This is a genomic window from Bacillus cereus group sp. Bc010, from assembly GCF_027716745.1.
In the GTDB taxonomy this organism is placed as follows: Bacteria; Bacillota; Bacilli; order Bacillales; family Bacillaceae_G; genus Bacillus_A; species Bacillus_A pacificus.
Genome location: NZ_JAQFUY010000004.1, coordinates 106,373 through 119,195 on the forward strand (window position 1 = coordinate 106,373; position 12,823 = coordinate 119,195).

Here is a 12,823-nt window from a genome sequence, read left to right on the forward strand (position 1 = left end):
ATATGCCGAAACCAGTAATAGCAATAGTAGGCCGCCCGAACGTAGGGAAATCTACTATTTTCAATAGAATTGTTGGAGAGAGAGTTTCAATCGTAGAAGATATTCCAGGTGTAACGCGCGATCGTATTTATAGCGCTGGAGAATGGTTAAATCATGAATTTAACATTATTGATACAGGTGGAATTGATATTGGAGACGAGCCATTTTTGACACAAATTCGTCAACAAGCTGAAGTAGCAATTGATGAAGCGGATGTTATCATTTTTATGACAAATGGTCGTGACGGTGTAACAGCAGCTGATGAAGAAGTTGCGAAAATATTATATCGTTCAAATAAACCGGTTGTACTTGCAGTAAATAAAGTGGACAATCCGGAAATGCGCAGTGATATTTATGATTTCTATGCATTAGGATTTGGTGAACCATTCCCAATTTCAGGTACACATGGATTAGGATTAGGTGACTTATTAGACGAAGCTGCACAGCATTTTCCAAAGATTGAAGAAGACGGATATGATGAAGATACAATTCGTTTCTCTTTAATTGGCCGTCCAAACGTAGGGAAATCATCACTTGTAAATGCTCTTCTTGGTCAAGAGCGTGTAATTGTTAGTAATGTAGCAGGAACAACTCGTGATGCGGTCGATACACCATATAGTAAAGATGGGAAAGATTATGTAATTATCGATACAGCTGGTATGCGTAAAAAAGGGAAAGTGTATGAAAGTACAGAAAAGTATAGTGTACTTCGTGCACTAAGAGCGATTGAACGTTCTGACGTTGTTTTAGTCGTTTTAGACGGTGAAGAAGGAATTATTGAACAAGATAAAAAAATCGCTGGATACGCTCATGATTCAGGGCGAGCTGTCGTTATCGTTGTAAACAAATGGGACGCAGTGAAAAAAGACGAGAAAACAATGAAAGCATTTGAAGAAAACATCCGTGCTCATTTCCAATTTTTAGATTACGCACCGATTGTGTTCTTATCTGCGAAAACGAGAAAACGTACACAAACGCTAATACCGGTTATCGATGAGGTAAATGAAAGTCATAGTATCCGTATTCAAACGAATGTATTAAATGATGTAATTATGGATGCGGTAGCGATGAATCCAACGCCAACGCATAACGGTAGTCGTCTGAAGATTTTCTATGCAACACAAGTTGCGGTAAAACCACCAACATTTGTTGTGTTTGTAAACGATCCAGAACTATTGCATTTCTCATATGAGCGTTTCTTAAAGAATCGTTTACGTGAATCATTTGGCTTTGTGGGAACGCCGATTCACATTATCGCTAGAGCAAGAGACTAATGGAGAGGATGTGATTTTATGACAAAAATCACAGTAGTTGGAGCAGGTAGCTGGGGAACAGCGTTAGCGATGGTATTAGCTGACAATGGGCATGATGTACGTATTTGGGGAAATCGTTCTGAACTTATGGATGAGATTAATACAAAACATGAGAATAGTCGATATCTTCCGGGAATTACATTGCCAAGCACAATCGTAGCCTACTCTTCTTTAGAAGAAGCATTAGTAGATGTAAATGTAGTACTGCTTGTAGTACCAACGAAAGCGTATAGAGAAGTACTACAAGATATGAAGAAATATGTAGCGGGTCCGACTACTTGGATTCATGCAAGTAAAGGAATTGAACCTGGTACGTCAAAACGTATTTCGGAAGTGATTGAGGAAGAAATTCCAGAGGACTTAATTAAAGATGTTGTTGTACTATCTGGACCGAGTCATGCTGAAGAAGTTGGGTTACGTCAGGCGACAACTGTTACGTCTGCAGCAAAGCGTATGGAAGCGGCTGAGGAAGTACAAGATTTGTTTATGAATAGTTATTTCCGTGTATACACAAATCCAGATATCGTTGGAGTTGAACTTGGTGGTGCGTTAAAAAATATTATCGCATTAGCTGCTGGGATAACTGATGGTCTTGGATTAGGTGATAATGCGAAAGCGGCATTAATGACGCGTGGTTTAACGGAGATTGCTCGTTTAGGAAGAAAAATGGGTGGAAATCCGTTAACGTTTGCTGGTCTAACTGGTATGGGGGACTTAATTGTAACTTGTACAAGTGTCCATAGCCGAAATTGGCGTGCTGGGAATTTGCTTGGAAAAGGACACTCTTTAGAAGAAGTGTTAGAAAGCATGGGTATGGTTGTGGAAGGTGTAAGAACAACGAAAGCTGCGCATGAATTGGCAGAGAAAATGGAAGTGGAAATGCCGATTACAGCTGCTTTATATGACGTCTTATTCAATGGGAATAATGTAAAAGATGCAGTAGGCTCATTAATGGGGCGTGTTCGAAAACATGAAGTGGAAGCTATACCTGACTTACTTTAAAGAAAAGCGACAGAAGTACAATTGTACTTCTGTCGCTTTTTATTTTTTTGGGTCTTTTCACCATTTTTTTATTTTTGCATAGGATGAAGAGTAACTTGAGGAGAGGGTGAAAAGAATGGATAACAACATTTTTAATAACATTGAAAAAGAAGCGAAAGTGAATAAAGAAGATATTTTTAAATTAGCATCATCTGTACAAAATGCGAATTTACGTGATGAGACTGTACTTCGTCAATTGATTCATCAAGTGGCTCTTATGGCAGGACGTGAAGTGCCGAAAGAACAAGAGGATCAAATTGTAAAAGCGATTATTAACAATAATATGCCGACAGATTTTGGCTCGTTAAGCAAAATGTTTAAAAAATAAAATATGAGAAACAAAGAGTTTGTAGATTGCATATGATAGCCATGAAAGTATGGGAATAGAGCTGTTTTGGGCATATTTGGTCAACCGAAGCGAGTGATACACTCGCTTCGGTTTTATTTTTATCTAGACTGGTGGAAAATGCTGAAAAACCTATTGATTAAAACTACATATTCTCGATTTGTAGTAAAATGTTCTTTTTTGTATTTGTTTAAAGATTTTAATTTGTTAAAATAGTATAAAAATAGATTGATAAAAAGGGGTGTGTATATGTCGGAAGGGCTAATAAAAATGTGGTTTGCTTTAGGGGCAATTGGATTTATGTTTTTTGCAGTAAGTTTTATTTTGCTAAGCAGATATAAAATAAAGAATAAATTTTTGAAAGGGATTACAGCGTTGGTAGCGTACACCCTTATGATTGTATCAGGAATTGTTATTTTTCTTGTTGTATTTAGTGGACCTGTACAGCAGTAAAGGGAATGGTACGGAGCGAGTTATATTAGTATGAAAAGGTGATTGCTAGTGAAAAAAGTCCATATTATTTTAATATTTTGTTGTATGAGCATTTTAACAGGATGTCTGTATCCAAAAGAAAATATGAAACAAAATGCTGTGCCTTATGAAGATCAGCTGCAGGTCGTTCAAAAAGCTGTTGCGACATTTAAGGAGCAAAATGACGGGATATTGCCAATTAAGACGCGGGATATGAATACGCCTATTTATCAAAAATATCCAATCGATTTTCAAAAGATTTCTCCGCGTTACATACAAGAAGCGCCAGGGAATGCCTATGAAAGCGGGGGAGTATATCAATACGTATTAATAGACGTTGAAACAAACCCGACAGTAAAGTTAATTGATGTGAGGATGGCTGAACAAATTCAGCAATTATCATTAAAGCTTAGGATGTATCGAGATGAACATCAATATCCACCTTTTAAAAAGGTAATTTCAGATGGTGTGTATGAATTAGATTTCAAAAAACTTGGATATAAAGATGTACCGCAAGTGACAAGTCCGTATTCTGGTAAAGGACTTCCGTTTGTAATTAACGAAAAGGGAGAAATTTATGTTGATTATAGAATCGACTTATATGAAGCGCTGAAAAAAAACGAAGGACAATTTAAGGAGGGGGAAGATATTCGGAATATACTTTCGAAAGATTCTCCATTTGTACCTGCGTATTCTTTACCGTATACGGTAAAGAATGGAGAACCAATTTTTTTAAAATCATAAGTCATGAACCTTTCTTTTAGTGAATAAGTTCTAGAAGAAAGGTTTTTTATGTTACACAACTTGCGATGCAAACAAAAGGTATTTTTTTAATAGTCATATGAAATTGGACAAAATTATATGATATATTGTCCGAACTTCTAGAATACCATTATATTATATCAGATATTATAGGCAACGTTAGAGAAGGTATTAGTTGACTATAAACGTGGAATTATTCCCAAAAATATTGAGGGAGGGAATCACTTGGAAAAGGTAGATATTTTTAAAGATATTGCGGAACGCACAGGCGGTGATATTTATTTTGGAGTTGTAGGAGCTGTTCGAACAGGAAAATCAACATTCATCAAAAAATTTATGGAACTTGTAGTTATTCCTAATATTGAAAATGAGTCTGACCGTCAAAGAGCGCAGGATGAACTACCTCAAAGTGCTGCTGGCCGTACAATCATGACGACGGAACCGAAGTTTGTTCCAAACCAAGCGGTTTCTATCGAAGTAGATGAAGGTCTTGAAGTGAATATTCGATTAGTAGATTGCGTCGGATATACAGTTCCAGGAGCAAAAGGCTATGAAGATGAGAATGGCCCGCGCATGATTAATACTCCTTGGTATGAAGAACCTATTCCATTCCATGAAGCTGCAGAAATCGGAACACGGAAAGTAATTCAAGAACATTCAACAATTGGTGTTGTAATTACAACAGATGGAACGATTGGTGAAATTCCAAGAAGAGATTATATAGAGGCAGAAGAACGCGTCGTAAATGAGCTAAAAGAAGTCGGAAAACCTTTCATTATGATCATTAACACTGTACAGCCGTATCATCCAGATACAGAGCAATTGCGCCAAAGCTTATCTGAAGAATATGATATCCCAGTCATTGCGATGAGTGTTGAAAGTTTAAGAGAAACAGATGTATACAATGTACTTCGAGAGGCGTTATTTGAGTTCCCTGTTTTAGAAGTGAATGTGAACCTTCCGAGCTGGGTAATGGTGCTAAATGAAGGGCATTGGTTACGCCAAAGTTATCAAGAAGCCGTTCAAGAGACTGTGAAGGATATAAAACGTCTTCGTGATGTAGACCGTGTCGTATGGCAGTTTAGTCAGTATGAATTTATTGATCGAGCGAGCCTAGCTGGCATTGATATGGGGCAAGGCGTAGCAGAGATTGATCTATATGCACCAGATGAATTATATGATCAAATTTTAAAAGAAGTAGTAGGGGTAGAAATTCGAGGGAAAGATCATTTATTGAAGCTTATGCTCGATTTATCTCATGCGAAAATAGAATATGATCAAGTGGCGGATGCCCTGCGTATGGTAAAACAAACAGGATATGGTGTAGCGGCGCCTGCGTTAGCTGATATGAGCTTAGATGAGCCAGAAATTATTCGTCACGGTTCAAGGTTTGGTGTGAAATTAAAAGCGGTAGCACCATCTATTCACATGATTAAAGTTGATGTGGAGTCCACGTTTGAGCCAATTATTGGTACTGAAAAACAAAGTGAAGAACTAGTTCGTTACTTAATGCAAGATTTTGAAGATGATCCATTATCAATTTGGAATTCTGATATATTTGGACGTTCGCTGAGCTCGATTGTTCGGGAAGGTATTCAAGCGAAACTATCTTTAATGCCAGAAAATGCGAGATATAAATTAAAAGAAACGCTAGAAAGAATTATTAATGAAGGATCTGGCGGATTAATCGCGATTATATTATAAGAAAAAATCCCTCTCATCGTAGAGGGATTTTTTAAATTTTCGCATACAAAATAGGAAAATAAACAGCCATTATCTAATATATTGTTGTAAATTGTCAAGTTTCATCAGATTTTCACATTTTAAGAGTAACAATTTCCTTAAAAATATTGAATTATAAAGGAGAATCGTATAATATAGGCGTTGATAATGATTTATCTACATCTTTGTAGTATAGAATTTGTAAAAATTGCCTACAAATGAAAGTAAGACTCATTTTATGATCATTATACAGTCTTATCTTTGGGAGGAGGTGAATGGCATGAACAAGACAGATTTAATCAATGCTGTTGCAGAAGCAAGTTCCCTTTCTAAAAAGGACGCAACAAAAGCAGTAGACGCTGTTTTTGATTCTATCTTAGAAGCTTTAAAACAAGGTGATAAAGTACAACTGATCGGATTCGGTAACTTCGAAGTTCGTGAGCGTGCGGCTCGTAAAGGTCGTAACCCACAAACAGGTGAGGAGATTGAAATCGCTGCAAGTAAAGTACCTGCATTCAAACCTGGTAAAGCGTTAAAAGATGCGGTTAAATAATCCTTACATATTAACAGGGAAGAAGAGTTTCCTTTTAGGAAACTCTTCTTTTTGCTTTTAAAAACATAAATATGCTAGAATGTGTTCGTATCACTTTTAGGTTTTCGGGAGGGCTAGCGGATGGCAAAAGTTAATTTAGAACAAATTGAACATGCAGTACGTCTTATTTTAGAGGCAATCGGAGATGACCCAAATCGTGAGGGAGTACTTGATACACCAAAGCGTGTTGCAAAAATGTACGCAGAAGTGTTCTCAGGTATGCATGAAGATCCGAAAGAACATTTGCACAAAGTGTTCGGAGAAGATCACGAGGAGCTTGTACTAGTAAAAGATATACCGTTTTATTCGATGTGTGAGCATCATTTAGTTCCATTCTATGGAGTTGCTCACGTTGCATATATTCCGCAAGGCGGAAAAGTGACAGGGTTAAGTAAATTAGCTCGTACTGTAGATACAATTGCACGTCGTCCACAACTGCAAGAACGTATTACATCAACAGTAGCGAACTCTATTATGGAAGTACTAGAGCCGCATGGTGTAATGGTAGTAGTAGAAGCGGAACATATGTGTATGACGATGCGTGGTGTGAAAAAGCCAGGTGCAAAAACAGTAACAACAGCAGTACGTGGTGTACTAGAAAATGATGCTGCAGCACGTAGTGAAATTTTATCTTTTATTAAAACGAAGTAAAGAAAAGTGGGAAACTGCTTTTCTTTTTTTTTTTTTTTTTAATAAATGATATAGTTTTAGCAAGGCAGAGTGAGAATAGAAAGGCTACTTAAAAGAATAGAAGATGTTATGTAGTTCGATAGAAGTTTGGAAAGAGTAGCCAAGTTTTGGTTATAGAAAATAGAGTGTATGTGTTATAATAAGTTTTATGAATTAGAAAACAAGGGTGATTTTTGTGTGTGACATCTACGGAGGGTATGCGGGTATAAGAGAGAAATTGATGGTGAAATTACGCCATCCTTATTTTATAAACTATATTGAAGAACCATTTATTGATGAAGAGAAAATAGCATTGTTATATGGTGCTTTAAAAGGTGCAAATTTACATATAAAACAAATTGAGCATTATGTAGTGACGATTATGCTTGTGCAAATTGCGCTTGATACACATGAAAGAGTATCGAATAAAGTAGGGGAAGAAGCGAATGAATCGCATAAGCGCCGCCAGTTAACAGTGCTTGCTGGTGATTATTATAGCGGGTTATATTATTACTTATTATCTATGAATCGTGATATTGTTTTAATTCGTGCGCTTGCTGAAGGAATTAAAGAAATTAATGAACACAAAATAATGTTATATCAAAAAGCGCATAAAACGATGGATGACATACTGGAAAGTGTAGTAACGATTGAGTCTGCACTTTTGCAAAAAACATGTGATCATTTTCATTTATCGCATTGGAAATCGTTTATAACATATGTATTAGGGAAAAATCGTCTCCAAAAAGAATGTGAATTACATGTTGAAAAACAGCATTCACCTGTTTTTCAAGCGGTTCAAGAGATTTTGAACGATAAAGCGGATGCAGAAACAGTTATGAATGGATGGATGATGGAACTCGGAAAGAAAGAAAATCAATTTTTAGAAAATCACACAGATATAAGCGAAATAAACTCTGTGTTAAGAGATAAATCGAAGACATAAGCAATTTTACATTGGAAGAAGGTACGAGCATGCAACAATCAAAAGAAGAAAGAGTACATGATGTATTTGAGAAAATCTCTGATAAATACGATGTAATGAATTCTGTAATTAGTTTTCAAAGGCATAAAGCGTGGCGTAAAGAGACGATGCGCATTATGGATGTAAAACCAGGTAGTAAAGCGCTTGATGTTTGCTGCGGGACAGCGGACTGGACAATTGCGCTAGCTGAAGCAGTGGGTGAACAGGGCAAGGTTGTTGGTTTAGACTTCAGTGAAAATATGTTATCTGTTGGTAAGCAAAAGGTAGAGGCTTTACAATTAAAACAAGTAGAACTTCTACACGGAAATGCAATGGAACTTCCATTTGAAGATAACACATTTGATTATGTAACGATTGGATTTGGTTTACGTAACGTACCGGATTATATGCACGTATTAAAAGAAATGACGCGTGTAGTAAAACCGGGTGGAAAAGTAATTTGTTTAGAAACATCTCAACCAACAATGATTGGTTTTCGACAAGGTTATATTTTATACTTTAAATATATCATGCCGTTATTTGGAAAGTTATTTGCGAAAAGTTATAAAGAATATTCATGGCTGCAAGAATCTGCTAGTACATTCCCAGGTATGAAAGAATTGGCTAATATGTTCGAAAAAGCTGGACTTGAACGTGTGCAAGTGAAGCCATTTACTTTTGGGGTAGCAGCGATGCATTTAGGTATGAAACCAGAATCAAAATAGAAAAAAGAAGTTTTAGGTTAAGGTGAACAATATGAAGTTACAACTTATGTACTCTTTTTTACGATCGGATATTAATGTGATAGAAAAAGAATTAAAAAAGACAGTTGCTTCTGAACAGCCATTAGTAGAAGAGGCGGCATTACAACTTATTGAAGCTGGTGGGAAGCGAATTCGTCCTGTATTTGTGTTGCTTGCAGGGAAATTTGGAGATTATAAGTTAGACGCAATTAAGCATGTAGCTGTTGCGTTAGAACTTATTCATATGGCTTCTCTTGTTCACGATGATGTTATTGATGCCGCGTTTTTACGACGTGGTAGTGCAACTGTGAATGCGAAATGGGGAGATCGTATTGCCATGTATACAGGGGACTATTTATTCGCTAAGTCTCTTGAATGTATAACGAATATTGAAATTCCAGAGGCACATCAGGCTCTATCGCATACCATTTTAGAAGTTTGTAAAGGTGAAATCGAACAAATTAAAGATAAGTATGACTATGACCAAAATTTAAGAACATATTTAAGAAGAATAAAGCGAAAAACCGCATTATTAATTGCTGCAAGTTGCCAACTAGGAGCAATTGCTGCTGGCGCTAATCGTGATACAGTAAGTCGTCTGTTTTGGTATGGCTATTTCGTAGGGATGTCGTATCAAATTATTGATGATATTTTAGACTTCGTTTCCACAGAAGAGAAACTTGGAAAACCTGCTGGTGGTGATTTATTGCAAGGAAACATTACGCTTCCTGCTCTATATGCTATGGAAGATCCGGTTCTTTGTAAGAAAATCAAATCTGTACATGAAAATACAACAGCGGACGAAATGAAAGAAATTATTGAGGCTGTAAAAAATAGTGATGCTATTGATAAAGCATTTGCGTTTAGTGAACGTTATTTACATAAAGCATTAGAAATTATAAAACCACTCCCACGTGGACAAGCAAAGTATGCATTACAAAATGTAGCAAAGTATATTGGGAAACGAAAATTTTAGTGTTTTTTCTAAAAAATAAAATAATCTCTCTATTTCAAAACTATTGCACAATTGTGATAAGGGTGTTAATATGTGTGTGGGGATATACAATTACATACATAATTCAGAAGTGGAGAGATTTTTTATGGAAAAAACATTTCTAATGGTTAAACCAGACGGTGTACAACGTGCCTTCATTGGGGAAATTGTAGCTCGTTTTGAGAAGAAGGGCTTTCAATTAGTTGGTGCAAAATTAATGCAAGTCACTCCGGAAATTGCTGGACAACATTATGCTGAGCACACAGAGAAACCTTTCTTTGGTGAATTAGTAGACTTTATTACATCTGGCCCTGTATTTGCAATGGTATGGCAAGGTGAAGGTGTAGTAGATACAGCTCGTAACATGATGGGTAAAACAAGACCACATGAAGCAGCTCCTGGAACAATTCGTGGAGATTTCGGTGTAACTGTTGCGAAAAATATTATCCATGGTTCTGATTCGTTAGAAAGTGCAGAGCGCGAGATTGCTATTTTCTTTAAAGAAGAAGAATTAGTTGACTACTCAAAATTAATGAATGAATGGATTTACTAATTATTTTGAAATAATTTGTAAACGCTTTAATCACTGTGATAATAGTAGAAAGTGCAAGGAGAATAGGGGTATTCTTCTTGCACTTTTTTTATTTCTATTAGTTACGAAGTTAGAGCTGTTATGATATATTGATATGTAAAGTAACGGCCTATCGGAGAATAAGCGAATGGCTGATGTATTCATAACTCTTTCATATTTTTAGAGTAATGAAAGATAATATTATTGCTTAATATAGCGAGATAAATACATATACGAAAAGAGGAATAACGTATGCGATATATTACAGCTGGTGAATCTCATGGTCCACAACTTACAACGATTATAGAAGGTGTTCCGGCCGGACTACCATTAGTAGCGGATGATATAAATGAAGAGTTAGCTAGAAGGCAAAAGGGATATGGGCGCGGTAGACGCATGCAAATTGAAACAGATCAAGTGCAAATTGTAAGTGGTGTTAGACATGGAGAGACATTAGGTTCTCCAATTGCGCTTGTTGTCGAAAACCGTGATTTTGCACATTGTACAAAAATTATGGGTGCAGAGCCGTTAACGGAACAAGAAGAAAAAGAAATGAAAAGGAAAGTAACAAAACCAAGACCTGGACATGCTGATTTAAATGGTGCGATTAAATATGGTCATAGAGATATGAGAAATGTACTGGAACGTTCTTCGGCTCGCGAAACGACAGTACGTGTTGCTGCTGGTGCGGTTGCTAAAAAAGTGTTGGCGGAACTTGGTATTGCAGTAGCAGGCCATGTAATTGAAATTGGTGGTGTACAGGCTAAGGAGACTACGTATCGTTCAATTGAAGAATTAAAAAGTATTACAGAAGCATCACCTGTACGTTGTTTAGATGAAGAAGCTGGTAATCAAATGATAAAAGCAATTGATGATGCGAAATCAAATGGTGATTCAATTGGTGGCATCGTTGAAGTAATTGTGGAAGGAATGCCGATTGGAGTAGGAAGCTATGTGCATTATGATCGAAAACTAGATGCAAAATTAGCAGCCGCAATGATGAGCATTAATGCTTTTAAAGGTGTTGAGATTGGAATTGGTTTTGAAGCAGCGCATAGACCGGGCAGCGAAGTTCATGATGAAATTGTGTGGAATGAAGAGCATGGATATACAAGAAGAACAAATAACGCGGGTGGCTTAGAAGGCGGTATGACGACTGGAATGCCAATTGTTGTACGCGGTGTGATGAAACCGATACCTACACTATATAAACCGTTGCAAAGTGTCGATATTGATACGAAAGAGCCTTTTACAGCAAGTATTGAACGTTCAGATAGTTGTGCTGTTCCAGCAGCTAGTGTCGTTGCAGAAGCGGTTGTAGCTTGGGAATTAGCCACAGCTCTAATAGAACAATTCGGATTAGATCGTATGGACCTTATTCGTGAAAATATTGAGAGACATAATGAATATGCGAGGGGATTTTAATGGGAAACATACATATTCAAACGAAATCAAAAGAATATGATGTATATGTAGGGAAAGAATCGTTGTCACATTTGACAACGATTGTTCAAAATATGAAGCCATCTGTATCAAACATCATGATTATTTCAGATGAAGCTGTTGCATCTTTACATTTACAGACGGTTGTAGATGCGTTGCAAATAGAGCAAAAAGTATTTTCATTCGTTGTACCGAGTGGTGAAAAAGAGAAGTCCTTTGAAAATTTCTATGCGGCTCATACGTCAGCTCTTGAAAATAAATTAGATAGAAATTCTTTAATTATCGCACTTGGAGGCGGGATGATTGGAGACTTAGCTGGTTTTGTTGCTGCGTCATTTATGCGTGGAATTCGCTTTGTTCAAGTTCCGACGACTTTATTAGCTCACGATAGCGCAGTAGGTGGGAAAGTAGCAATCAATCATCCGTTAGGTAAAAATATGATAGGTGCATTCCATCAACCAGAAGCAGTCGTATATCATACACCGTTTTTACAGTCTCTTCCTGAAAAAGAGTGGCGCTCAGGTTATGCAGAAGTGATAAAACATGCTCTAATTGGTGATGTAAAACTATATCATTGGCTAAAAGAAGAAGTGCAAACATTAGCAGATCTTCGTGATGAGAAATTAATCCACATATTAACGAAGGCGATTCCTGTAAAGGCAAACATTGTAGCACAAGATGAAACAGAAAAAGGTGTACGTGCTCATTTGAACTTTGGACATACGTTAGGTCATGCTCTTGAAAAAGAACTAGGATACGGAAATATTACTCACGGTGACGGAGTAGCGGTTGGAATGTTATTTGCTATATTCTTAAGTGAGCAAGTGTATAAGGTTAATCTTGCTTATGAAGAGATGAAGCAGTGGTTTTTAAAGTACGGTTATCCAAAAATGCCAAGTGATTTGAATGTAGAACGCCTCGTCGGGTTGATGAAACAAGATAAGAAAGCGAATGCTGGAGCAATTCATATGGTACTTATGCAGGAATATGGGGTAGTGAATGTCGTATCTATTCCAGATGAGACTGTTCATATTGCGTTAGAGGCATTTCAAAAGGATATGGTTTAAGAGCTAAGGAGTGCTTGTTTCAAGGTGTCCTCGTAATAGTGACGGTTAAGATAAACGATTGCAGTGAGAGATTATAACCTCATTGT

General features: G+C 36.8%; 14 protein-coding genes. All 14 read left to right on the forward strand.

The window, feature by feature from the left end:
• Positions 1-2: 2 nt before the first annotated feature.
• On the forward strand, positions 3-1,313 hold the full coding sequence (gene der / locus PDQ68_RS07490) for a ribosome biogenesis GTPase Der (protein ID WP_001125892.1): 1,311 nt from the start codon (positions 3-5) through the stop codon (positions 1,311-1,313).
• An 18-nt stretch (positions 1,314-1,331) separates the two neighbouring features.
• On the forward strand, positions 1,332-2,354 hold the full coding sequence (locus PDQ68_RS07495; protein WP_000161775.1) for an NAD(P)H-dependent glycerol-3-phosphate dehydrogenase: 1,023 nt from the start codon (positions 1,332-1,334) through the stop codon (positions 2,352-2,354).
• Between the two features lie 115 nt (positions 2,355-2,469).
• On the forward strand, positions 2,470-2,721 hold the full coding sequence (locus PDQ68_RS07500) for a stage VI sporulation protein F (protein WP_000369754.1): 252 nt from the start codon (positions 2,470-2,472) through the stop codon (positions 2,719-2,721).
• A 267-nt stretch (positions 2,722-2,988) separates the two neighbouring features.
• Complete coding sequence (locus PDQ68_RS07505; RefSeq protein WP_001288995.1) at positions 2,989-3,192, forward strand: DUF2768 domain-containing protein; 204 nt, start codon at positions 2,989-2,991, stop codon at positions 3,190-3,192.
• Positions 3,193-3,240: 48 nt separating this feature from the next.
• Positions 3,241-3,954 carry a hypothetical protein gene (locus tag PDQ68_RS07510; protein WP_049113550.1) on the forward strand — a complete coding sequence of 238 codons (714 nt, stop codon included), beginning with the start codon at positions 3,241-3,243 and terminating at the stop codon, positions 3,952-3,954.
• Between the two features lie 243 nt (positions 3,955-4,197).
• Positions 4,198-5,676 carry a stage IV sporulation protein A gene (gene spoIVA / locus PDQ68_RS07515; RefSeq protein ID WP_000416519.1) on the forward strand — a complete coding sequence of 493 codons (1,479 nt, stop codon included), beginning with the start codon at positions 4,198-4,200 and terminating at the stop codon, positions 5,674-5,676.
• Between the two features lie 298 nt (positions 5,677-5,974).
• Positions 5,975-6,247, forward strand: coding sequence for an HU family DNA-binding protein (locus PDQ68_RS07520; RefSeq protein ID WP_001043860.1), 273 nt, complete (start codon positions 5,975-5,977; stop codon positions 6,245-6,247).
• Between the two features lie 120 nt (positions 6,248-6,367).
• Positions 6,368-6,937 (forward strand): GTP cyclohydrolase I FolE, encoded by a 570-nt coding sequence (gene folE / locus PDQ68_RS07525; protein WP_001151482.1) that lies wholly within the window; start codon positions 6,368-6,370, stop codon positions 6,935-6,937.
• Positions 6,938-7,151: 214 nt separating this feature from the next.
• Positions 7,152-7,901, forward strand: coding sequence for a heptaprenyl diphosphate synthase component 1 (locus PDQ68_RS07530; protein WP_016717014.1), 750 nt, complete (start codon positions 7,152-7,154; stop codon positions 7,899-7,901).
• Positions 7,902-7,930: 29 nt separating this feature from the next.
• Positions 7,931-8,644, forward strand: coding sequence for a 2-heptaprenyl-1,4-naphthoquinone methyltransferase (menG, locus tag PDQ68_RS07535; RefSeq protein WP_001187662.1), 714 nt, complete (start codon positions 7,931-7,933; stop codon positions 8,642-8,644).
• Positions 8,645-8,675: 31 nt separating this feature from the next.
• Positions 8,676-9,638, forward strand: coding sequence for a heptaprenyl diphosphate synthase component II (gene hepT, locus PDQ68_RS07540; protein ID WP_000776070.1), 963 nt, complete (start codon positions 8,676-8,678; stop codon positions 9,636-9,638).
• 124 nt (positions 9,639-9,762) lie between these two features.
• On the forward strand, positions 9,763-10,209 hold the full coding sequence (gene ndk / locus PDQ68_RS07545) for a nucleoside-diphosphate kinase (protein WP_000415885.1): 447 nt from the start codon (positions 9,763-9,765) through the stop codon (positions 10,207-10,209).
• 270 nt (positions 10,210-10,479) lie between these two features.
• Positions 10,480-11,652 (forward strand): chorismate synthase, encoded by a 1,173-nt coding sequence (gene aroC / locus PDQ68_RS07550; RefSeq protein ID WP_061184009.1) that lies wholly within the window; start codon positions 10,480-10,482, stop codon positions 11,650-11,652.
• Complete coding sequence (gene aroB / locus PDQ68_RS07555; RefSeq protein WP_016717016.1) at positions 11,652-12,737, forward strand: 3-dehydroquinate synthase; 1,086 nt, start codon at positions 11,652-11,654, stop codon at positions 12,735-12,737. Before aroC ends, aroB begins: the two co-directional genes overlap by 1 nt.
• Positions 12,738-12,823: the final 86 nt, after the last annotated feature.

Excerpts from the sequence above, each read along its gene's own strand:
- aroC (WP_061184009.1), top strand. The coding sequence starts at position 10,480 with ATGCGATATATTACAGCTGGTGAATCTCATGGTCCACAACTTACAACG.
- hepT (WP_000776070.1), top strand. The coding sequence starts at position 8,676 with ATGAAGTTACAACTTATGTACTCTTTTTTACGATCGGATATTAATGTG.
- folE (WP_001151482.1), top strand. The coding sequence starts at position 6,368 with ATGGCAAAAGTTAATTTAGAACAAATTGAACATGCAGTACGTCTTATT.
- PDQ68_RS07505 (WP_001288995.1), top strand. The coding sequence starts at position 2,989 with ATGTCGGAAGGGCTAATAAAAATGTGGTTTGCTTTAGGGGCAATTGGA.
- PDQ68_RS07520 (WP_001043860.1), top strand. The coding sequence starts at position 5,975 with ATGAACAAGACAGATTTAATCAATGCTGTTGCAGAAGCAAGTTCCCTT.
- ndk (WP_000415885.1), top strand. The coding sequence starts at position 9,763 with ATGGAAAAAACATTTCTAATGGTTAAACCAGACGGTGTACAACGTGCC.
- PDQ68_RS07500 (WP_000369754.1), top strand. The coding sequence starts at position 2,470 with ATGGATAACAACATTTTTAATAACATTGAAAAAGAAGCGAAAGTGAAT.
- PDQ68_RS07495 (WP_000161775.1), top strand. The coding sequence starts at position 1,332 with ATGACAAAAATCACAGTAGTTGGAGCAGGTAGCTGGGGAACAGCGTTA.
- aroB (WP_016717016.1), top strand. The coding sequence starts at position 11,652 with ATGGGAAACATACATATTCAAACGAAATCAAAAGAATATGATGTATAT.
- menG (WP_001187662.1), top strand. The coding sequence starts at position 7,931 with ATGCAACAATCAAAAGAAGAAAGAGTACATGATGTATTTGAGAAAATC.
- der (WP_001125892.1), top strand. The coding sequence starts at position 3 with ATGCCGAAACCAGTAATAGCAATAGTAGGCCGCCCGAACGTAGGGAAA.